Raw genomic sequence first — 22,758 nt, 5'->3', positions numbered from 1 at the left:
AACATGGTGTATCATCGATTAAGGGAGGTTTACTATGCTTAAGGGAATCATTGCAGCTTTATGGGATAGAAAAGAGAGGCCGGAAGCCGTTATACCGGAGACGGTTTTTTTTCTCAATGGAGGTTTGTTTGAAGTTCAAGAGAGAATAGACCAGTTCAAATCTGCTGGCAAAAGGGTATTTGTTGATATCGATTTCGTGTCTGGACTTTCTGGAGATGAAGACAGCGTTATCTACCTTAAGAAGAGCGGGGTAGATGGGATAATCACGGCTAAACTAAGGATTTTTAAGCAAGCCGTTAACGTTGGTTTGAATCAGAGCTTGTTGAGGTTCTTCGTTCTTGACTCGAGGGCCGTTGACAAAGGAATACAGCAAATCGTATCTAATGGTATAAGAAATATTGAGATACTCCCTGGAATTGTTGCGGCGAAAATCGCCCCAAAGATCAGAGCACACGCACCCGACATAACGATTGTCGCCGCTGGACTCATAGATACCGCTGAAGAGATTGAGACTCTCAAAAAACACGTGGATGCCGTTTCCACAAGTTCCACGACCCTATGGTCCTACAGATGGTAATTATCTGCTGATTCTTGGATCAAGCGCATCCCTAAGACCATCTCCGAGAATATTCAGGCTCAGTACGATTATGGCGATCATAAGACCGGGAAAGAGGACGATCCATGGTGCGCTAAGTAGATAAGATGTGCCTTGACCTACCATACCTCCCAAAGTAGGTTCTGGTGGAGGTAAACCAAGACCAAGAAACCCAAGAGATGCTTCTGTAAGAAGGGCAGTTGATACGTTTGTTGTGAAAGTGACTATGAGTATAGAGGAGATGTTTGGAAGGATGTCGGTCAACATTATTGAAATACCCTTCTTTCCCAACGCCTTTGATGCCTTTACATACAGACTGTCCTTCAGAGACAAAGTGGCTCCCCTAACAGTCCTTGCAAAAATCGGGACGTAGACCAACCCTATTGCGAATATCAGATTGGCCATGCTTGAACCAAATAGTGCAATAATGAAGAGAGCCAGTATTAACGAAGGGAAGGCAAAAAAACTGTCCATGATCCTCATGATTATCAGATCAGTCCAGCCGCCTATGTAGCCGGAAAGGAGTCCCAACAAGGTCCCTATAATAGCAGATAGTGCTATTGCGCTGGACGCAATGATCACACTCTTCTGAACTCCATATATTGATCTTGAGAACACGTCTCTTCCAAACTGGTCTCCACCAAACAGATGACTCCAGGTGGGTTTGCTCATGAAAGAATCCATATTCATCTTATACGGATCGTACGGAGCAAACAAACCAGGAAGCAGAGTCACCATGATTATAACTATGATAATCGCCATACTCACTATGTAAATTGGATTATTGATAAGTCTTCTGAATACATTAAGCAATCTCTCTCACCTACCGAAGTTCAACACGAGGATCGATGAGTGTGTATATTATGTCTACCGCTATGTTCAACATAACTATCAGAATACCTATAAAAAGAACAATTCCCTGAACAACTGGGTAGTCTCTTTCATTCACTACATTGAGAAGAAGTCTTCCCATTCCCGGAAGCGCAAACATATTCTCAATAACGATTGTCCCGCCAAGAAGATATCCAAGCTGAATGCCGGAAAGCGTTACCACAGGAACCAGAGCGTTTCTCAGTGAATGCTTAAAAATAACATTTCGCACACTTACCCCCTTTGCTCTTGCCGTCCTAACATAATCCTGATTCAGCACGTCCAGCATCGAGGTTCTCGTAATCCTTAAGATCTGGGCAGCAACCATCAAACCCAATGTGAGCGAAGGAAGAAACATCACTTGAAGATTGGAAATTAGATCTACTCCCGGTCTTACATAGCCAAAGAGATTGAAGCCGTGAAAGGTACCTGAGAAGAGAACTATGAAGATCGCCCCCACCCAAAAGGATGGGGACGAAAGACCGATGAGGCCGATTATCCTTACGAAATTGTCAATGAAACCATTTCTTTTGATTGCAGATATGATTCCCATTGGAATACCAAACAACATAGCGAATCCAAGAGAGAATAATGACAGTTCAAGAGTAACGGGAAATCTCTCTCTTATTAGTTCGGTTACGGTTCTTCCCGTTCTAAGTGAAGTTCCTAGATTGAAAGAAAGGAGGTTTCTCACCCATATTCCATACTGAACGACTAAAGGCTTATCTAGACCATATTCAGTATAGAGCTGCTCTATTTGGCTTTCACTAAGATAGTTCTGAGTTCCTAGCATCATGTCCACCACATCGCCGGGAACTATGTGGATTGCAATGAAAACCAAAAATGTTACTAAGAGAACAGTGGGGATTGCCGAAAGCAACCTCCTGACAATGTATCCGAACTCCATTCTCTACCTGCTTATTACTCTTTGCGAGTTTCTCTCAAGAAAACAAGACTCTCGTTAGCCAGAGATCTGAACCCTTGAACAGCGTTATTCGAAGCGAATATCGTGTTTGCCGAATACAGGAACAGAATCGGTGAGTCTTCCACAAGCTTTTTCTGGAGCTCTCCATAGATCTTCTGTCTTGCAACAATATCCGACTCGCTTCTTCCTCTGTCAAGGAGTTCATCGACCTCGGGATTGCTGTAAAGGAATACATTGGTTGATCCACCGGTTCTGAAGGTCCTGTTGAACTGAATATCCGGATCAATAGAACCACTGTTCATGGAAATGAAAGAATCGAAATCGCTTTCTCTCCATTTGCTAATGAAGATACCCCATTCCACAATGTTTATCTTTGCTGTGACGCCAACTTCCGCAAGCTGAGCTTGAATAACTTGGGCAACCTTGTCGAAGTTATATCTCTGGGCAGCAACTATCTCAAACTCAAAACCATTTGGATAGCCTGCCTCCGTTAGCAGCTGTTTCGCCTTTGCTGGGTTGTAAGTGTACTCCTCAAACTCATTTGGCTGGAGCGCCCAAAAATCAAGTTCCGGGTTTAGAGGACCTGTTATAGTTGCTTCGTCGAATGCAACCGCCTTGACGATCATCTCTCTGTTTACTGCATAATTCAGAGCATTCCTAACCTCTGGCTTACTTAGAGGACCTCTGGTTGTGTTGAACCCCAACAAGTAATAGCTTAGAACAGGTGTTCTATATATCTTGAATCTATCTGAGGGCAGTTGTCTCAAACTAAGCGGCTCGCTAATCTTTGCCAGATCGACATCTCCGTTTCTTAGCGCGGAGACCCGTGTTACCTCCTCAGGCATGATCATCATCTTTATTTCGCTTAGATAAGGAAGTCCCTCCACAAAGTACTCGGTGTTCTTTCTCAGCGTTATGTAGTTACCTGCTACAAATTCGGCCATAAAGAACGGGCCTGTTCCATTCGTCACGAGCTGAAGATTTGCTCCTGACTCTACAAAACTCTTCGAAAGTATTGCGCTATTGACACCTGCAAAGTTAGGTAAGAGAGAAGAGGCCATTGGAATCTTTAACTTGAACTCGACTTTGTTGCCTTCTATGGCCTTTATAGATTCGACTTCACCATAGTAAGTGGCTGCGGGAGCTTTCACTTCCGGGTCTCTAATCCTTTCAAATGTGAACAAAACATCTTCAACAGTTAGGGATTCTCCGTTGTGGAATTTGACTCCTTCTCTGATCTCGAACACGATGGTATAAGGATCGACAACTTCGAAGTCTACAGCAAGGTTAGGTATTAGGTTCATGTTCTCATCGTACTTCAGGAGACCGTCATAGACGTTTTCAAGAACTCTGTGCGAAGCAAAAGCAGTCACAAGAGTCGGATCGAATCCTACAGGTTCGGTTTCGATAGCCATCACCAATACGCCGCTTACTGCGAACAGCGCTACAGACAATACAGTTATTAGAAGCAATGCCAGATACTTTCTCACACTAACACCTCCCAAGTTTAGATGCTATTGATTTCTACTTTCCAACAAAATAGGATCATTTGGTCTTTCTACGTCGTATATTAACATCCTGTTTCCCGATTTCACTATCATAAGCCTCCCCGAGACTGAGATTTCATCGACCTGCGTAAGCTCCAGATCTCTTAGCACAACTGGTGATGCCGGAGTGCTTATGTCAACAATCGCTACTCCTTTGTCGGTTGAAGCGTAGAGAATATCGTCTGAGACTTCGATCTTCAAGACAATGTAGTACCTTCCAACGGTGCTCTTCAGCGATCTCAAAGTATCTATAAGTTTCAGTCCACCGTTTATGCCCGCTTCCCCGGAAAAGACAATGCCGTTCTTCTCGGCAACGGCTCTAGAATAACCTTCGAGAGAAAGATCGAAGCTTGAAGTGCGATCGACGTATCCCGTCCCTTCTCTCTGAAGAATCTTTATTCCTGAGAGAGCATCGGCCAAATAGATTCTTGAAAGGTCCTCAGTAACGAACAAATCTACCGGCGTTGTCCAATCTCTGTAAACAACATCCATCCCTTCGGGAATTCCGCTGCTATTAAGGGAGACTCTGACAACGACTCCAGCGCTCTTATTGTCTAGAATCCAAAGGTAACCTCCCTCAAGCACTATTTTGACCGGAGAGGTATTTGTTGCGATCGTTCCAATAACCTGTGCCTCACCCGAACTATAATCAATGGTTGTTAGTCTTCCCGTCCCTTCTATCACGTAGACAAGATTCCCTTTAACCACAACAGGCACTTCACCATCATAGTTATAACGAACCTCCATGATATCGAGGCCCGAAGTATCCAAAGAAACTATATTCAATGCCTCTCCGAAGTAGATCGCTGTTACACTTCTTTGATCATGAAGTTCCGGTTCTCCAGAAGACTGCGTTCTGAACTGAACTGTTGAAGTTGATGCAAGCAGACTCCCGTCCCTCCACAGTTCAACTTTCCAGTAATACGTACTGTCTTCCTTCAGTCGGTCCTGATACTGAAATGAGTTACCCGCTGTCGTAGCTACTAGAGACATCTGATCTTGATACTCGCCCAGATAAATTCTGAACTCTCCCGCCTGCGCTCCCGTAACCTTCCATGAGAAGACAGGTCTGATATCGGCAACTGAATCTGCAGCTGGAGCTTCTACCTGCAGATCGACTTGACTCGTTACCACATAAAGGGTCCTCGTCTCTGAGGTAACTGTGTTTTCGCCGTCCGTTGCCACAACGTACCATCTATAGATTCGATTCATGATTAGACCGGATATTCTGATTTGATTTGTCTGCATTGACTCTCTATAAAGCTCAAGATCAGATCCCGAACCAAAATACACCGAATACCTGAGCTGATCTCCGTCAGGATCATAGCCTGACCATGTCAAATCAACATAGGTTTCACCGATCGCCCTTCCATCGACGGGACTGATTAAAGACAGTTCTGGAGGTCTGTTTTCAACTGAGAATCGGAAAGTCTCGCTTCTTATTGTGGCTCCACTATTGTCTGTCAACTGAACGAACCATTCATATGTTCGTCCCGGAAGAAGCCTTCCTGTTTGATAACTGTCGCTCGAAACCGTGTAACGTGAAAGGCTACCCAGTTCTCCAAAATAGACTTCCTTCTGCCTTATCATTTCTGTATCACCGTCTAAAACCCATTTCAATGTTACTCCCGAAGCCGACACTTTTTCTCCGTTCCTCGGCGCTTCAAGCAACACTCCAAACGGCTGTCCGGAAATGAAACTGACCGGCTCGCCTGCATACTCGACGTTGTCTCTCAAGACAGATACAGCCCAGAAGTACTGTCTACCGTCCTCAAAAGATAGTTCGGGTCTGTATTTGTTGTCCTGAACAACTCTTCTGACAATGGGGTTATGATCTGAATCATAAAGTCGGAAGACGTATCCCGAACTCTGTTGTGAATATGACCAAGAGAACTCTCTGTCGTTCTCGAATACTCCACCGGAAGGATAAATGTAGTCTAGTCCCGAAACACGGCTTTTTATAGGTATTTCGAGAATCCCTTTTTCACCTCCGGGATCCTCTGCCACGATTGTCAACAAGTAATCCCTTCCGGAAATGAGATTGGTTATGACATATCTCTCAAGGTTATTTCCGATAGCTACCGGGCGCCCCAACGACTCTTCGGCAAGGTCGACATATACTCCCACCTCAAGGTCTTCTCCTTCAGGATCGTCCAGCTCCCATTCAACAACAAGAGGCGTCGTTGCCCCCTCCAGGAACATGCGAGAAGGTTGAAGAAGCTTAATGACTGGCTTCTGGTTGCCTGTAACAAACGATGAGTACCTGCTCTTGGAGCTCTTCCCACCATCATCAATAATCTCCACGGCCCACTCATATCTTCGCCCAGGTTCAAGCTCACCGATAGTGAAAGAACTCTCTGAGGCAGAATACACTTTCTCAACGAATTCGGTTCCGCGCAAGTAGATCTTTGTTGAAACGATTACCCCGTCCGGGTCGTTACCTTCCCATCTCAGGGTCAGATCCCTTGTAGAGACTTCCGAAGCACCGTCCATTGGGAATATGAGGCGCGGAACCTCGGGTGGGAGGTTTTCGGTCTCAAAAGACCAGATTTCTCCTGCAATCTCGGAACCGTCCTTGATCAAATCTACCCGCCAGAAGTACCTGGTGTTGCTCAATATATCCTGAGTAAGCTCAATATCCGGTCTATCGAGGACGCGTTCGATGACTGTGTTGTTCATCTCGATGTCATTTGCAAGAACAAACCTGTAAGAAAGGCCCTCTCTCTCTCCATCGATTTCCCAAATGAAACGGGTGTGCGAACGGGGTACTTCTTCTTCTCCAGGTCTGGGCGATACCGGTAGAACTACTGCCAGCGACTTATCTCCCGTTCTGAAGACCGCTTCTTCGCTTCTGACAAATGCGCCCCTAGAGTCAGTCGCAACAACATACCAACTGTACTCTTCGTTTTCTCCAAGATCTCGTACTACACGTTCTTGAGAATCTATAGGTCCAATTACTCTAGAATCATCTAGCGACTTCAGATGAAGCTCATAGCTTATCGAGTCGCCATCTTGATCCTCGCCGACCCACCTGAAAGAGACAGCCGATGGCTCTACCCCTTCCCGAGAAACCGGGTTAACAACGGCTACACTAGGAGCTCGGTTTCCCGGTACTATTTGCATCTCTTTGCTTGCCTCGCCACCATGATTGTCACTGGCTTTTATGACTAAACTGTAACTAGTCCCCTCGTCCAGAGCTGAAAGAAAAACGGATGTCATTCTGCCCGAAGCAATCCTGACAGGTTCTTCATCTTCAGCCCCGAAGAAGACCTCGGTTGTAACACTATCCCCATCGGGATCCACTACGCTCCAAGTTACCGGTATTGAGGACTGCCCGGGAGGCGCAAAGGGATACTTCATATCAATTACAGGAGCTCTGTTTGAAGTCCGGAAGATCCACTCTTCGCTCTTCTTCTCCTTACCTGATGCGTCCCTCACTACAACATACCAGCTGTAAGTTGTGTGTCCTTTAAGAGAAGGAATAACTATATCCGTTGAATTCGTGGTTCCGATGAGGGAATGCCTCGACTGACCTTCCGCAAGATAGACATCGAAATAAAGTGGTTCGGGATAGTACTCGAGAGGAAGTGAGGTCTTCCATGAGAGGCTCCTCCTTCCAGCATCGAAATCGCTAGCTCCGCTTCTTGGGTTTTCCGGCGTAACTGCAGGAAGATCTGCCCTCATCTGTGTTGTGAAACTCTCAGTATAAGAAGTAGATTCACCTCCATACGAGTCCTTCGCAACGACTTTCCAGTAATACTTCGTCGAGTAATCAAGTCTCTTTAGTAACGAAACGTCAACCATCGTTTCGTGCGTTCCTCTAATGAGAAGGTCCTTCTCATCTAATCTTGGCTCTCTGCCAAAATACACGTCGTATACTAACTCATCTCCATCAGGATCATTGGAACTCCAGTTAAGTGTAAGATCTTTTAGGGGGACATTTCCCAGGTTTCTGCTGGGTGGAATTAGCTCTGGTCTTCTAGGATAAGTATTCATGAGTACGAACGTCCAGATTTCACTTTCTGCAGATTTTCCGCCTTCTGTGTAAACCCTTACTTTCCACCAATACTGAGAATGAGGGTCAACCTCAAACTCATGAGAGAAGGAAAATATCCCCTCAGTAGGGGAGGTCAGATCACCCTGAAGGTCAAGTGCCAATCTGGTCAAACTATTTCTGTCCTTGCCAGCGAAGACTTCTGCTAAGAGGCCATGCCTTGGACGTTCATATACAGCTTCCCATCTTAATTCTACCTTTTCAGCATATTGGATTCTCTCTGCATTTTTCGGAATTGGCGAGACATTCGAGATAAGTATTTTCGGTTCTGGAACGGGCCAGAGGAAAAATGCTGCAACTACGGCAGCTACAATTACCAGGAGCAAAGTAATGATAATCGGCACTATCGTGGAACCTCTGTAATAGTGCAACGTGAATCCCTCCTCAGACTCTTAGTCCAATCTCGTGCGAAATAGAATTGTCGGCATTCCGCTCTATTGTATCCTCGGATAACCGCAGGCCACTAAGTTTCTTGATATGGTTCGACTGAACAAGAAACTCGTTAGAAATCATCTCTATAGTGATGTACCCCAGCTCAACTCTTCTTGCAAAACCGTTTTTAGGATTATCATCAATCATCTCTACGACGGGCTTCCATGTCCCGGCATTAGCGTAGAATTTCTCTTCTCCGTTGCTCGAAATCATCCGCAATACGTGGCGGTGATTATGACCCATCACAACACCTTTCAGTTCACCTGGAACGATAGGCGGGGCTTTGTCACCATACATCAGAAAGAACTCACTGTTCATGGCCTTTTGAAAGCCTTTCTTTCCCTCCGCACCAAGCAGTCTTCTCCCTTGCCTATATAGATTGTCAGTCTTCTTCAACTTTCTGACTGCCATCACGATTCTCACCATCAGACTTCCGAGTTTCATACCGCCGTGCCTGTTCACAAACAACCCCTCAACGACCTTCAAAACCGGCCAGTTAGCATCTATCCAACGTTGTGCATCATGGCTCTTCAAAAGAATAAGAAATTGCCTTGACCACTCCGCCTGTAAGTCCGAGTCGACCTCATACACTCTCCTTAAGTATTCAAGCCACTGAAATACATCGAGAGTAGGGTGCACATTCTGATAATCCCTTACCACCTGCTCGGGAAGCTCGGTTCTCATGAGACATTTGTCAAAGTTCTCCATCATGAACCGGGCCATATAGTCACCAAAAGGCTGCATAAGATTGCCGTTCTTCCTATCTCTGAAGAATCTGTTCACAATGTCGTACTGATTGCCGTGAATGGCCAAAGTCTTGAACTCTCTGTCAAGATAATAAGGCAGGATTTCAACCTTCTCTTCGTCTCCCAGTAACTCCTTCAACTTGTGACGGAGTCTCTCACTGAAAAGCAAAAGGGAATCATGGTTTCCAACAACGTATTTCACTCTTCCACTCTCGGCGAACTCTCTGAATGCTCTGAACACTTCCTGATGTTTGCTCTCAATAGCATCGACAATCGATACATCGATCTCTTTCAGCAATCTGTCAAAAGGCAACATCCGTCTGCTTCTAATAAACTCTGACATCAGCAACTCAAGACCATCACCAACAATTACGATCTCGCCGAAACCTTTGTCCTTGGAGCTGAGTATCAGCTCGATGAGATCCGAATCGAACTTGAAGTCATCCTTTAACGTTCCGTCACCTATGTGAAGATCACTCAGATATAGTTTTTTCACCATGGACCTCCTAATTTACATGATACCGCAAATCCTCTTTCAAGATTCAATATTTCGCGAAATTGCTGGTTCCAATATCGTTGTAAAGATGAGACAATATAACGATGGACAGGCTATGGTATTTGCTGGATCTTTCTCTAGCTTTGCCGCTCTTATTGAACGGTTTTGATGCGTTTATCGCAGCTCTTGGTGTATGTGTCTTTATTAGCTTTTCTATGCGCGGTTACGAGGGAATCACTTTTTCCGATCCAGATAAGCAGAAGGCTTCTTCCCTTGGATCCGTTGTTTTGTCTTGCTTATTCGGGGCTTTGTTGATTCGTTTATCACCATGGATAGCCCTACCTACTCTGACACTTACCGCTCTGAGATACTTCTTTCTATACAGGCTTTCTCACGAGAGCTTCAATGAAGAGAAGTTGATGCTTATTGAAAGAGAACCAATAGAAACCAAGAAAACCTACGACAGAATCAAGAGAGTACTTGACATAGTCCTCGGAGTCGCGATGCTCGTCCTGTTCGGCCCTGTCATCGGAGTAATTGTGCTGACCTCAGTTATCTCTAGCGGAAGACCTGTATTTATTTGCCAGAAGAGGATCGGAAAGGACTGCAGGGAATTCGAAATGTATAAGTTTAGAACTTTTGAAACAAAGGCGGGTAAAGATAGGATTACTCGCCTAGGCAGATTCTTGAGACCTCTAAGATTGGATGAACTTCCTCAGATAATCAACATCATAAAGGGAGACATGAGCTTAGTCGGGCCAAGGCCAGAGCTCCCATCATTTCACAGCCTCGGAATGGAGAACATACCCGATTACCCACTAAGACTCTTAGTCAAACCCGGACTCACAGGTTGGGCGCAGATCAATTACAAGTACACAACAACACTTGAAGAGTACAAAGTAAAAACTGCTTACGACCTCTATTATGTCAAGAACAGGTCGTTGATGCTAGACTTCAGGTGTCTCTTGAAAACACCCTTTGCAGTGTTTCTGGCTCTGCTGAGAAGCGATGGCTGAATAGAAACGAGGGGCACCTGGCCCCTCGGATTACCTTCTTCATCATAGCTACCCTTTGGCGATTTCCTCAAGCTCCTTCTTTCTCTCAATTACGCTCTTGCTGTTGTTCTTGTAATGAGTATGGAGTAGTTCGTGTGAGAGGTGTCCTAGGGGCTTCTCCAAATACTCTTCGTAAAGCTTTAGAATTCCCGGATTTTCATGAGATTTCCTGATTTTGGAAGACTTGTCAATACTATATATTGCTTCCATTCTCTTTTCCAAATAACCAGGAACACTCGATTTCGGTTGACCGCCGCCACCTATACAGCCACCTGGACATGCCATTATCTCGACAAAATGGTAGAAGGCTTCACCTGAACGTATCTTGTCCATCAACTTGACAACATTGCTTCCACCATGAGCAATCGCAACTTTTACTTTAGTGCCCTTCATTTCTATTTCAGCTTCCTTCACACCTTCGAATCCGCGAGCAAAGTCGAAGTCAAGTCTGGGCAACTCTTCCCCGGTGTATACCTCGTACGCGGTTCTCAAAGCCGCTTCCATGACGCCTCCAGTTGCTCCGAAGATAGCTGCAGCTCCTGTTGAGATCCCAAGAGGATTGTCGTATTCTTCCTCTTCAAGCGACTCGAAGGGTATCTTATGCATTTTGATAAGTTTCCCGAGCTCCCTGGTTACCAGAACTGCATCCGTCGATTGGGCACCTCTTACTTGAAGTGTATCTCTCCCCTTCTCATCTTTCTTAGCAGTACAAGGCATGATGGAGACCAGGTAAATGTCTTCCGGCCTTTTACCAATCTTCTCCGCGAAGAAAGTCTTGACAAGAGCACTCATCATTTCTTGAGGAGACTTGGCAGTTGAAAGGTTCTCGGTGTACTCCGGGTATAGTTTCTCCATCATGTTAACCCATCCAGGGCAACAAGAGGTGAACATCGGGAACTTTCCACCTTCCTTAACTCTTTCGAGTAGTTCAGAGCCTTCCTCCAGAATTGTCAGGTCAGCAGAGAAATTCGTATCGAACACATAGTCGAACCCTAGCTTTCTGAGTGCAGCAACCATCTTGCCGGTGCTAACGGTTCCGGGAAGTTCTCCAAACTCTTCAGCCAACGCAACGCGCACTGAAGGAGCCGTCTGCGCAATGAGAACTTTATCATGTCTCTTCAGTTCGGCAACAACATCTCTGAACTCCATCCTTTCGGTAATAGCTCCAACCGGGCATACCGCTGAACACTGACCACAATTTATACAGTCAGTAGCTGCAATAGGGGCTCCGAGAGCGGGTAAAGGCAGAACATGATATCCCCTATTTACAGGTGATAGAATTGATAGGCCCTGGAGTTCATCACATGCTCTAACGCATCTTCCACAATCAATACACTTGTTCATGTCTCTGAACAGCGATGGACTGGAAGTGTCATAAGAAACATTTCTGAGGGTCTTCGGGAACATGTCTTTAACATCGTATTGATATATCAGATCCTGAAACTCGCATCTACCATTCACATCACAGGTCATACAGTCATTGGGGTGATTTGAAAGCAGAAGACCAAGGTTGAATCTTACGGCCTTGTTCACTCTTTCAGAATTCGTCTTAATCTTCATTCCATCAGCGACCTGAGTTGCGCATGCGGGCGAGAGACTACGAGCTCCCTCAACCTCGACGACACAGACCCTGCATGATCCAACAACAGAGAGGGCAGGGTGATAACAGAGCGTTGGAATATCCATTCCAACTTCACGGCAAGCCTCAAGAATACTCTGATCCTCTTTCACGGAATAGTCCTTGCCGTTAATGGTAATTGTCACGGGCACCGAACAGCACCTCCATTCGAAATCTTCAGTTATTGAGAGAGAAGAAACTAGATTGTGATTTTTCTATCAAATAGATTCTAGCATATTGATCGCCCCTTATGCCAGGTATTAGGTTAAAATTTACCCACAGGGAAACAAATGAAAGGCAACATGGTTAGACGTGTTAAACAGTATGCGAGTCTCCGACTAACGATTGGGAGGAGTTCTCACTAAAGGTATTCAGAACCCATTCCATTTGGGCATGGAACAGGAATAAGACTATAATAGACTTGATTACTATTATGGTCTCTATGGAGGTTATGCGGTATGAGAAAATGGTTCTTCTGGGCGTTGTTGATGGTCGTGGTAGCAGTCGTATTTGCCATCAGATTGCTTCCTGATGTGCTTAACAAACCCCCTGTGATGAGCATTCCAGACATGATAATCAACGAGGGTGATATTCTTTCTATAGATCTACACGATTACTCAAGCGACGAAAAGATGGCGTCTCTCACCTACAGAAAGTTAGCGGGCCCTGGAGAAATCAGGGACACATTCTATACATTCTCGCCGAGTTATCAGCAGTCTGGAAAACACACAGTTACGATTTCGGTTGCTGACCAGAAAGAGCAAACTGCCGAATCCACATTTGTCATTACCGTTAGGGAAGTGAATCGTCCACCAGTGCTATCAGTGCCGGATCAGGTAATTGCGCACAACGAAACCGTTTCCATAGATCTTGATGAGTTCGCAGAAGATCCAGATTTGGATCCTCTTACGTACAGAATCTCTTCTGGCAACGGTCAGATAATTGGCAGCAGTTACACATACAAACCGGACTTTGCAACAAGAACAGAGGAAAGTATAACCATAACAGTTCTTGACGGTCGCGGAGGAAATGATGATTCAACATTCTTGATATTGAATAAGGCGTTCATTACAACTCCATCAACACCATCAGCTGACTCCACAACAATCGAGTCAGCAACAGCAGTCACCATTACTCCCGAAGGAACAGACGCTTCTTCGCGATTAGTAACAGCTGAAACAAGAAATCTTCCACCGGTGTCGAGCATCCCTGATCAGACTCTGGACCAGGGCAATACACTCGTTCTGGATCTCCGAACCTTCATAAGGGATCCGGAAAATGATCCAGTTTCGATAAGAATTAGTTCGGGCCCTGGTGAGGTAGAGAGATCACTCTATTCATACACAAGTACCGAGAATGACTCAGGCATAAAGACCGTTGTTCTACAGATTTCGGACGGTTTAAATACTGTTGAAGATAGCTTTCAAATCAGTATCGCCACTAAAAACAGAGTACCGGTAGCTTCGAACATTCCCGAGAGAACGATTGAAGTTAATGAACAACTTACGCTTAACCTCGGCAATTACTTCTCAGATCCTGACGGAGACATACTTTCATACCAGCTTGTCAGCGGTTCCGGAAGAATCGCCGGTAGTCAGTATACTTTTCAATCATCTGATCCAGGAAGATACTCAGCAACTATCAGAGCCTCCGATGGAAAGGGCGGATCGGTAGACAGAACAGTGACATTCAATGTAAGTCAAACAAATAACCCGCCTGTGATCTCAATTCTTCCGAGGAGGATTTCTGAGGGAGAAAGGCTGACGATTAACCTTTCAGATCACGCTTCCGATCCAGATAATGACCCGCTTAACTACTCACTAGTTTCAGGTCCGGGAACAATTCAGGGAAGAACTTACACTTTTGACGCAGACTATGGCAGCGCGGGAAGCTACGAAGCGGTTGTTTCAGTGAGCGATGGAAAGGGCGGATCGGCAAGAGCAACGGTAAGAATTGATGTCAGAGAGAGCAATAGACCCCCTGTTTTGAACATACCAGGGTTCACGATAGCAGAAGGTTCTAGACTTGTTGTTGATCTGAATGAATACTCATCTGATCCGGACAATGACAATCTATCATTTGAGATCGTTCAGGGAATGGGAACGATTGAAGGAAGCAGGCTGATAATTGAACCTGGGTACGAGGATTACGGCTTCTACACATTCGTCGTAAGTGCATCAGACGGTAAGGGAGGTACGGCAAATGCTTCTTTTGACGTGCTCGTTACAGATACGAACAGGCCGCCCGAATTCAATATTCCAGATCAAACCACAATAATCTCAAGAACTCTTCGGCTTGACTTGAGACAGTTCAGCAGCGACCCCGACGGAGACTATCTTAGATACGAACTAATCTATGGACCTGGAGTGTTGACCGGTAGCATCTACTCATTCATTCCTGAAACACTTGGATCAAGCACAGTTATGCTTAGAGCTAGTGATCTCAAAGGCGGGGAGGCTACAGCTGCTTTTACAATAACCGTAAGATAATATACTCACTGTTTGCCATCTTAGGTTGCCTTTCGGGTTCAAGGGATATTAATACCAACTAGACTTGATTATGAGCTATTATCTTGTTGGCGCTCTCTATTCCTTTCGCTTAGTACTGAAGTATGCTATAATAAGTTTGGTAGCGGGGGAGAAGATGAATACAGGAGGTTTGTTACATGATTGAAAAAGAATTGAAGAGAACTCCATCAGGAGATCAGAAGGGACTCGAACTCGAGACAGATAGAACCCTTAATCTAGTTGAGGTATCATTCGAGGACAGAAGAAAATAATCATTTGTTCTTGTCACTAGAAAACAGGTTTTGATGCTATTCATAACGAAGGCTGCGTATGCAGCCTTTTTCGCTAGATGATGCAACTGGAAATCCAACTAACGCCTTCTGAAGGGCTAACGTTACCCTTTATGCTCAGATCTACTTATTGTATAATGATTCAGAAAGGTTATCATTTTGACTTAAGGGGGCAAATCATGGAAATATCGAAACGCGGAATTCTTATGCCATCTTCTCCTATAAGAAAACTAGTGCCTTTTGCACAGAAAGCGAAGGAGAAAGGTGTGAAAGTCTATCATCTCAATATCGGTCAGCCTGACATTGAAACTCCAAGAGTGTTTTATGATTACATGAATAAGCTATCAGATTCTGTAGTCTCATACTCGCCTTCAGATGGAATAAGAGAGCTAAAGCAAGCTTTTTCAGACTATTTCCAGTCATGGGAAATAGACGTTTCGGCCGATGAGCTTCTTGTCACTTCGGGTGGCAGCGAGGCGATTCTTTTCGCCCTTGCTGCTGTCGCTGATCCTGGCGATGAGATTATGTTGATCGAGCCATTCTACGCAAATTACAAAGGCTTTGCCAACATGCTGGGACTCAATGTGAGGTCCGCTACGTCGAAAATATCAAACGGATATCGGCTGCCCGCTGACGAAGAACTATCAAAGGCCTTGACAAAAAGGACGAGGGCGATTCTATTCTCAAATCCTTCTAATCCCACGGGAGTAGTTTATACAGAGCGTGAGTTAAGGAGACTTATCGACTTCGCAAGAAGAAATGATCTATATATTATCTGCGACGAGGTGTATCGAGAAATCGTTTTTGATGAAATAAAGCCTTCTTCAATAATGACGCTTGATTCAGGACAGGACATAATTATCGTTGATAGTATTTCTAAGAGATTCAGCAGCTGTGGCGCAAGAATTGGTTGTGTGGCAACAAAAAACAGTGAGCTTTACAGAACAATGATGAAGTTTGCTCAGGCAAGATTATCTCCTCCAACCATTGCTCAGCTTGGAACAATTGGCCTTCTAACGCTTGGTAAAGAATACACTGATTCGGTGAGAAGAGAGTATGAACTCAGAAGAAATGTGGTCTTTAAAGAACTGAGCAAAATCGATGGAATAGAGATGCAAAAACCCTCTGGTGCTTTCTATATCTCGGTCAAGCTTCCTGTTGAAGACGCTGAAGAATTCGTCAAATGGATGCTTACAGACTTTTCCTATGATGGAAGCACTGTAATGGTGGCGCCGCTGGAGGGATTCTATTCGAGTGAAGGCATTGGACGAAAAGAAGTTAGGATTGCTTATGTTCTTTCTTCAGAAAAGATGAAGATCGCCATTGAAGTATTGGCTTTAGGTCTAAAGGAATATAATCGCTTGTTCGTTTCTGTCTAGTAGACTTTCCAAAAATCGAGCTCTATCGACTATTTCAGAACAAAGGAAGGAGTCCATGGCAGTTATGGATTCCTTTTCTCATTTTAGCGTTGCGGTAAGCATTTTGTCCTTGCTTATTACGAGAATTTTTTACAGGAAAGATGCCATAGATCTAATCTATGAGTATGAAGCATTTCAGACAAAGCAAGCTGGCACGAGCTCTTTTCAACCCTACTAGTTGATGCTACAGCGAGTGAGCAACTTCCCTCCGGTTTAGTGTGTCTGATATCATAGTTACGAAATGATGGGGGGAGGTGGATCATGAAAGTGAAAAACGCGTTATATGCTCAATCCGGGGGCGTTACATCCGTAATCAACGCATCAGCTTATGGGACGATTGTTGCGGCGCTTGAGAGTGAAGGAATCGACAGGATATTTGCCGGAATAAATGGTATCAAAGGAATCCTCAACGAAGAGCTTCTTGACTTGACGGAAGAAACACGGAGTGAGATAGACAGGATTCCCTACACTCCTGGCGCGGTATTCGGCTCTTGCAGAACGAAAATCGACAGCGATGAGGACTTCGATAGATTGTTCAGAGTCTTCGACGCTCATTCCATCCGTTACTTCTTCTATAACGGGGGCAATGATTCAATGGATACCGCCAACAAGATCGATAACAAAGCAAAAGAACTCGGCATTCCATTGCAAGTGATAGGAATACCCAAGACTGTTGATAATGATCTCATGGAAACCGATCACTGTCCTGGATATGGTTCCGCTGCAAGATTCACTGCGATTTCGATAATGGAGGCGACGAGAGATAAGAGATCAATGTACAGCGATTCCACAAAGGTTTTCATTATGGAGTCTATGGGGCGTCATTCAGGCTGGCTTGCTGCTTCAGGTTCACTTGCAAGTAGTGACCGATTCCACGGTCCTCAGATCATACTTTTCCCGGAAGTACCCTTCAACGAAGATGCCTTCATTGCAAAAGTAGATGATGTAATCGTAAGAGAGGGCTATTGTTCGATCGTTGCGTCAGAGGCTCTTAAGAGGCCTGATGGATCATACATATCTACTGCCGGATACTACGATTCCTTCGGAAATGTGCAGCTCGGGAAGATAGGGCAATACCTCGAAAAGACAATTCGCGATTCCTTGAAGTGCAAAGTGCATGTCGCTATCCCGGATTATCTTCAGAGGTCTTCAAGACACATTGCAAGCCTTATAGATTGGCAAGAAGCAGTTGAGGTAGGAGCACTAGCAGTCAGGGAAGCACTAGAAGGGGTAAGCGGAGTGATGGTCTCAATTCGCCGATTAAGTAATAGGCCCTATCTGAAGAAATACTGCACAGTTGATCTGGAGAGGATCGCCAACGGAACGAAAGACCTTCCTAAAGAATTCATCTCGGAAGACGGATTTCACGTTACTGAGGAGTTCAGATCCTATGCACTACCGCTCATACAGGGTGAAGCTCCAAATCTCTATCTACATGGTCTGCCCATATACGAGAATCTTGAAAGAAGAAAGGTGGAGAAGCTCCTCTGATATGAAGCTCCCCGTTCCGCATATGGCCGGGACGGGGGCCTTCTCAATTCGTAAGATCTCGGAAAAGTTGAAGATATTGATGTAGATGTCTCGTACTTAGGAAGTCTTTCTTCACTATTTCATATCCCTTGTTCCCCATTTCCTTTGCAAGACCGGGATCATCAAGTATTCTTCCAGTGTACTCAATGGTATCTTCAACGCTTTCAACGAGATAGCCGTTAATTCCGTGGTGAACCTGAAGAGGAATGCCTCCAACGTTTCCCCCAACTACGGGAGTCTTCTTCCACATTGCCTCGCTCACAGTCAAAGCAAAACCCTCGCGAAGTGATTTCTGAAGAACGACTTTGCTTACTCTTTGAGCTGCGTTCACCTCGATATCACTGATATTCTGGAAGTTCGAGAGAACCTTGATGTCGTAATCCATTCCACTGTATCTTAGAAGGTCTTCATAGATCTTCCAGCCCTCAGGATCATCTGAAGCCATCGACCCTATTAGCAGAAGCTGAAGCTCTCTAAACCTCTCCTTCAGCTTTCTATACGCATCTACAACTCCCAACGGATCCTTCCACGGATCGAACCTTGATACTTGAGTTATAACGGGTTTTCCACTCTCGATTCCGAGTTTTCTTAGTGCCTGTTGCATCTCTTCCTTCGACAGTTCCCTGTTCTTGTTGCTTAGAGGATCAATTGAAGGTGGAATTTCGTAGATCTTGTCGATTGAAATCCCGTCTTTAGCATAGTCTTTGAGTGTGAATACAGCTGCATTATAGTAAGACAGGAAGCCGTTTAGATAATCCCAGAAGACCCGATTGGGTGAGGAAGTATCTATGTGACATCTCCATACAAGCCTGCAACTTCCGAAGTCTGCAAAGGCAGGAAGACCTACCGGTTGAGGGTCATGTATCACCGCAATATCGTATTCACCTGGTTTTATGAAACTCGCGTTGTCTTTTGAAACGTTTTCAAAAAGGTCCCTATCTTCATCTGATAGTCGATCCTCCTTACCCTGAAGTGCGTTGTGCATCCTTTTTGTAAGGTCGAAAAACCGAGAAGGAGCGTCAATTACTTTCCAATCGACATTGAGGCCACAGTCTTTCATTAAAGGAATCAGAGTGTGTAGTATTTCCGCCACGCCTCCTCCAAAAGATGTTGCGTTGACATGCAAAACTCTCAGACCCCTGAGTTCGCTCGAAAGCTTAAGAATACTCTCCAATAGATCACTTTCTATAAAAGGCTCATAGTCCTTCAGACTCTTTCTCTGTACTTGCGTAGTCTTCACGTCCACACCTTCTTTCTGCTTTGGCAAAAGGTTAGCTGGTCCCGATTGGGACCAGCTAACCAAGTTAGACAGTTACTAGAAGCCCCAAACTACTTCAAAACCTGTTAGATCTTCCAGATCAAGAGCGAGTTCTTCAAGAGCGTTCTGAGCATCTGCTGTACCCAAGAGGATGTTATGAACCGCCTTGAAGAAGAGAGTAGACACTTCATTATATCGTGGCGCGGTCGCCGTTGAAGGTCTAGCAACGGCATTTATAAACACATCATACAATGAACCAAAAAACGGATTGGCTTTTAGCACTTCGTAATCCGCATAAAGAGCCCCAATTGTGGGGTTAAAGGAGCCTTCTACTGCCCTCATCTTCTGAACTTCATATCCAGCCATGAAGAGCGCCACATCGGCTGCAATTTCCGGATTTCTGCTGTACTTGCTAACCGAGAGCTGCCAACCGCCAAGCGTTGCCGCTCCGCTACCGCTCTTTCCTGCAGGTAGAGGAGAGACGTCAAACTTTCCTGCTACGGCGCTGTCCTCGCCTCTGCTTAGTGAATAAGCGTATGGCCAGTTTCTCATGAAAGCAGCGTTCCCTGTCTGCCATACCGCTCTTGCATCCTCTTCGGCAAATGTCAAGACACCACTTGGAGAAATCGTGCCTACCCAGCCGGCGGCCTTTTCAAGTATCTCAACGGCGTTTGCATTGGCAATTGTTATCTTCTTGTCGGCGCTGATAATCGTACCTGCATCGTTTGAAGCAAGCCATTCAAGAGCGTCACATGTTAAGCCCTCATAGGCGTTTCCCTGCCAAACAAATCCCCAAAAGTCGGGATTTGTTTTCCTCTCGCCTTCCTGTATTATTCTTGCTGTCTCTTCCAGTTCGTCCCAGGTCTTCGGCACAGCAAGCCCATACTTTTCAAGAAGGTCGGTCCTGTAGTAGAGAAGTCCGGCATCCGTGAACCATGGAATGGCAACCAGTTTTCCATCTACTGTGTTATTCTCAACTATTGCCGGAAAGTGCATCGATACAACCTTGTCGGCGTTGTACTCGTAAAGATCTACGAAGTGTTCTGCGAGGTCGCCGGGCCAGATTACGTCCACCTGATAAACGTCAATCTCGGGACTTCTTGCTTCGAGGAACTGGAGATAGAGACCTAGTCTGTCCTGTACCATATCTGGAGTGTCGAGAACTCTTACCGTGACATCCGGATGGATCTCCATATACATCTCAGCAGCCTTCCTTGTTAGCTCGAGTTCCTGACCGACAGCTCCTGCGGCTACCGTAATCACAGTTTGGGAAATGGCCATTAACGCGAATGATACTACCATGAGAGTTAAAAGTACCTTTTTCATAATACCCCTCCTTCAAAAGAGTTTTTTTGAGTTTCATCAATCCTCAAATCTCATTTAGTTACTTTGACTCTTCAAATCACCTCCCGTTAGCATTGAAACGAAACATTCATATAATTTCAGCATCGCTATCCCTTTACCGCCCCGGCAGTCAATCCTTGCACAATTCGTCTTTGGAAGATGAAAACAAGAACTACAACCGGTACTGTAACCACTACTGCGCCAGCCATGATCTCGCCAAAGGGAACCTGTCTCGAGACACTCCCTGTGAACAACGAAATCGCGACGGGAATTGTCCTTGCTTGAGGCGCAATAGTTGTGAATGTAAGAGCAAATATGTACTCGTTCCAAGCAGCTATAAATGCCAGTAATCCTGCTGTTACTAGGGCCGGCGCTGTCAAAGGCAGCAAGATCATATAGAAAGTTTGGAATGGAGTTGCACCGTCGACCCATGCCGACTGCATAATCTCCGTAGGAAGCTCTTTGAAAAAAGCTGTAAGAACCCATGTTGTAAAAGGCAAAGTAAAAATCATATAAGAGAGGATCAAACTCAATCTAGCACCTAGATTCAGCGTTGTGATTACCGCGTATAACCCAGAGAGTACAGTGATTTGAGGAAACATGGTTAGCGAAAGGATTAGATAGAGTGTTATCTTCTTCCCTTTGAACCTAAGTTTTCCCATTGCGTAGGCCGCAAAAGACCCAACTCCTAGAGCAAGAACTGTAGTTAGTCCTGCAACTATGGTGCTGTTCCACAAAGCTCTAACGAAGGTCCCGTCATTGAACACAGCAACATAATTCTGAAGTGTCGGCGAGAACTTTCCATTTCCGTCCACAGGAACAAAAGTAGCGGGGGTCATCTGTAGTTGAGCCTCAGACTTCAGCGAGGAGTTAACTGCCCAGTAGAACGGAAATAGCATGTAAAAGAATATGAACAGTACGAGTACCCAGAAAGCTACTCTCCCTATGAACCAGAGCAATCTATTCTTCTTCATTCTTCATCAACTCCCATAAGCCTCATGTAAATCACAGCGAAGATACCGATTAGGAAGAATATTATTACGCCTATTGCCGAAGCTAGTCCCATATTCCTGTTCCCGATCAGCTGATAATAATTGTATGAGGCCATAGAGTACATCCGGTTGCCCATCAAGACCTGAAATACGTCAAACACTCTTAGGGCGTCAAGCGTTCTGAAGATGAGCGCTACAGCTAACGTAGGCTTTAAAAGCGGCATTGTGATAGAGAGAAACTGTCTAATTCTACTTGCTCCATCAACCCTTCCAGCTTCATAGAGTTCTCTCGGGATAAGCTGCAATCCCGCAAGAATCAGAAGCGCCATGAACGGCGTTGTTTTCCAAACATCTACAGCTATGAGAGTGGGCATTTGCAGACCTGACATACTGAGGAACGAAAGATCTCCATCGCCCAAGCCCAGTCTACTAATGACCATGTTGAAAAGACCAGCTCTCGTTGGTTGAAGCATCCACTCCCATATCCTTGCTGAGACAACGGTAATAACGGCCCAGGGAACAAGCATTGTAGCTCTCATAATTCCTTTCCCCTTGAAGTTGCTGTTCACTACAAGTGCAACTCCAAGACCAAGAATAGTCTCTAGAAAGACCGAAATAACAGTGAAGACCAGCGTATTCCAGATCGCCTTCATGAACTCAGGATCTCTCGCACCTACTACATAACGCCGTCCGAAAAAAGAAAACTGAAACCACTCTCTGTACCTGATCGGACTTCTGGGCAAGACTCTAATCGCTCTTTCATATACTGGTCTACCCGTTGACTCGTCAATCAATGTTTCTCCGGTTGAATCATCTAACACTGCAGGTAGTTCCCGTATTGTAAGCCCGAGCAGACTCTTATAGTTTTCTAGCCCTATGAACTCAGGCGCCTCGTCCTTTCCCGAGGCGAAGACCTTGTCGGTGAGACTCGTGTAGAAAACCTGAAACAGGGGATAAAAAGCAACGGCCGCTAGGATCAGCAGAGCTGGAATAAGCAATTTGTAAGCGGTTCTCTGTTCCTTCTGAGCAAGTGATAGCTTATCTTTCCTGGCCATAAATCCTCCTCACTATTAGAGATAAA

15 protein-coding genes are annotated in these 22,758 nt (G+C 45.1%); 5 read left to right on the top strand and 10 right to left on the bottom strand.

Annotated elements, in window-relative coordinates; translation table 11 throughout:
• The first annotated feature begins 34 nt into the window (after window positions 1-34).
• Window positions 35-577: a glycerol-3-phosphate responsive antiterminator gene (locus Q502_RS01905; RefSeq protein ID WP_099830563.1), complete on the top strand. Its 543-nt coding sequence runs from the start codon at window positions 35-37 to the stop codon at window positions 575-577.
• Here Q502_RS01905 and Q502_RS01900 read toward each other — a convergent pair whose 3' ends face one another.
• From Q502_RS01900 to Q502_RS01880, 5 genes are read right to left on the bottom strand one after another with little or no spacing between them, the layout of a single operon-like run.
• Window positions 578-1,408: an ABC transporter permease gene (locus Q502_RS01900; protein ID WP_099830562.1), complete on the bottom strand. Its 831-nt coding sequence runs from the start codon at window positions 1,406-1,408 to the stop codon at window positions 578-580. It abuts the gene before it with no gap.
• Window positions 1,409-1,418: 10 nt separating this feature from the next.
• Entirely contained in the window at window positions 1,419-2,372 is a 954-nt protein-coding gene (locus tag Q502_RS01895) for an ABC transporter permease (RefSeq protein WP_099830561.1), read from the bottom strand.
• Between the two features lie 14 nt (window positions 2,373-2,386).
• Entirely contained in the window at window positions 2,387-3,880 is a 1,494-nt protein-coding gene (locus tag Q502_RS01890; protein ID WP_099830560.1) for an ABC transporter substrate-binding protein, read from the bottom strand.
• 24 nt (window positions 3,881-3,904) lie between these two features.
• Window positions 3,905-8,362, bottom strand: coding sequence for a hypothetical protein (locus Q502_RS01885; RefSeq protein ID WP_099830559.1), 4,458 nt, complete (start codon window positions 8,360-8,362; stop codon window positions 3,905-3,907).
• Between the two features lie 13 nt (window positions 8,363-8,375).
• A complete protein-coding gene (locus Q502_RS01880; protein WP_243392402.1) occupies window positions 8,376-9,668 on the bottom strand; it encodes a hypothetical protein in 1,293 nt (430 codons plus the stop codon).
• 101 nt (window positions 9,669-9,769) lie between these two features.
• Between Q502_RS01880 and Q502_RS01875 the strand changes: the two genes are divergently transcribed.
• Window positions 9,770-10,681, top strand: coding sequence for a sugar transferase (locus Q502_RS01875; RefSeq protein ID WP_099830557.1), 912 nt, complete (start codon window positions 9,770-9,772; stop codon window positions 10,679-10,681).
• Window positions 10,682-10,729: 48 nt separating this feature from the next.
• Here the strand turns inward: Q502_RS01875 and Q502_RS01870 are convergent, their stop codons facing one another.
• Window positions 10,730-12,490, bottom strand: coding sequence for an NADH-dependent [FeFe] hydrogenase, group A6 (locus tag Q502_RS01870; RefSeq protein ID WP_099830556.1), 1,761 nt, complete (start codon window positions 12,488-12,490; stop codon window positions 10,730-10,732).
• Window positions 12,491-12,796: 306 nt separating this feature from the next.
• Between Q502_RS01870 and Q502_RS01865 the strand changes: the two genes are divergently transcribed.
• From Q502_RS01865 to Q502_RS01855, 3 genes are all read left to right on the top strand, one after another.
• Window positions 12,797-14,827 (top strand): Ig-like domain-containing protein, encoded by a 2,031-nt coding sequence (locus Q502_RS01865; protein ID WP_099830555.1) that lies wholly within the window; start codon window positions 12,797-12,799, stop codon window positions 14,825-14,827.
• Between the two features lie 487 nt (window positions 14,828-15,314).
• On the top strand, window positions 15,315-16,514 hold the full coding sequence (locus tag Q502_RS01860; RefSeq protein WP_099830554.1) for a pyridoxal phosphate-dependent aminotransferase: 1,200 nt from the start codon (window positions 15,315-15,317) through the stop codon (window positions 16,512-16,514).
• A gap of 306 nt (window positions 16,515-16,820) precedes the next feature.
• Window positions 16,821-18,044 carry a 6-phosphofructokinase gene (locus tag Q502_RS01855; RefSeq protein ID WP_099830601.1) on the top strand — a complete coding sequence of 408 codons (1,224 nt, stop codon included), beginning with the start codon at window positions 16,821-16,823 and terminating at the stop codon, window positions 18,042-18,044.
• 43 nt (window positions 18,045-18,087) lie between these two features.
• Here Q502_RS01855 and Q502_RS01850 read toward each other — a convergent pair whose 3' ends face one another.
• From Q502_RS01850 to Q502_RS01835, 4 genes are all read right to left on the bottom strand, one after another.
• A complete protein-coding gene (locus Q502_RS01850; protein ID WP_099830553.1) occupies window positions 18,088-19,323 on the bottom strand; it encodes a glycosyltransferase in 1,236 nt (411 codons plus the stop codon).
• A gap of 75 nt (window positions 19,324-19,398) precedes the next feature.
• Window positions 19,399-20,667, bottom strand: coding sequence for an ABC transporter substrate-binding protein (locus tag Q502_RS01845; RefSeq protein WP_099830552.1), 1,269 nt, complete (start codon window positions 20,665-20,667; stop codon window positions 19,399-19,401).
• 125 nt (window positions 20,668-20,792) lie between these two features.
• Complete coding sequence (locus tag Q502_RS01840) at window positions 20,793-21,659, bottom strand: carbohydrate ABC transporter permease (protein ID WP_099830551.1); 867 nt, start codon at window positions 21,657-21,659, stop codon at window positions 20,793-20,795.
• The gene (locus Q502_RS01835) at window positions 21,656-22,732 is read right to left on the bottom strand and encodes a carbohydrate ABC transporter permease (RefSeq protein WP_099830550.1); all 1,077 of its coding nucleotides are present in this window, start codon (window positions 22,730-22,732) and stop codon (window positions 21,656-21,658) included. The genes Q502_RS01840 and Q502_RS01835 overlap by 4 nt, the downstream gene beginning before the upstream one ends.
• Window positions 22,733-22,758: the final 26 nt, after the last annotated feature.

The organism is Mesotoga sp. Brook.08.YT.4.2.5.2. (assembly GCF_003351125.1).
Taxonomy (GTDB): Bacteria; Thermotogota; Thermotogae; order Petrotogales; family Kosmotogaceae; genus Mesotoga.
Note: the sequence above shows the minus strand (reverse complement) of the source record. Positions and strands in the feature narration are given on the sequence as shown.

Bases quoted from the DNA above. Each gene is read 5' to 3' on its own strand.
- Q502_RS01880 (WP_243392402.1), bottom strand. From the start codon at position 9,668: ATGGTGAAAAAACTATATCTGAGTGATCTTCACATAGGTGACGGAACG.
- Q502_RS01895 (WP_099830561.1), bottom strand. From the start codon at position 2,372: ATGGAGTTCGGATACATTGTCAGGAGGTTGCTTTCGGCAATCCCCACT.
- Q502_RS01860 (WP_099830554.1), top strand. From the start codon at position 15,315: ATGGAAATATCGAAACGCGGAATTCTTATGCCATCTTCTCCTATAAGA.
- Q502_RS01905 (WP_099830563.1), top strand. From the start codon at position 35: ATGCTTAAGGGAATCATTGCAGCTTTATGGGATAGAAAAGAGAGGCCG.
- Q502_RS01845 (WP_099830552.1), bottom strand. From the start codon at position 20,667: ATGAAAAAGGTACTTTTAACTCTCATGGTAGTATCATTCGCGTTAATG.
- Q502_RS01835 (WP_099830550.1), bottom strand. From the start codon at position 22,732: ATGGCCAGGAAAGATAAGCTATCACTTGCTCAGAAGGAACAGAGAACC.
- Q502_RS01865 (WP_099830555.1), top strand. From the start codon at position 12,797: ATGAGAAAATGGTTCTTCTGGGCGTTGTTGATGGTCGTGGTAGCAGTC.
- Q502_RS01840 (WP_099830551.1), bottom strand. From the start codon at position 21,659: ATGAAGAAGAATAGATTGCTCTGGTTCATAGGGAGAGTAGCTTTCTGG.
- Q502_RS01875 (WP_099830557.1), top strand. From the start codon at position 9,770: ATGGACAGGCTATGGTATTTGCTGGATCTTTCTCTAGCTTTGCCGCTC.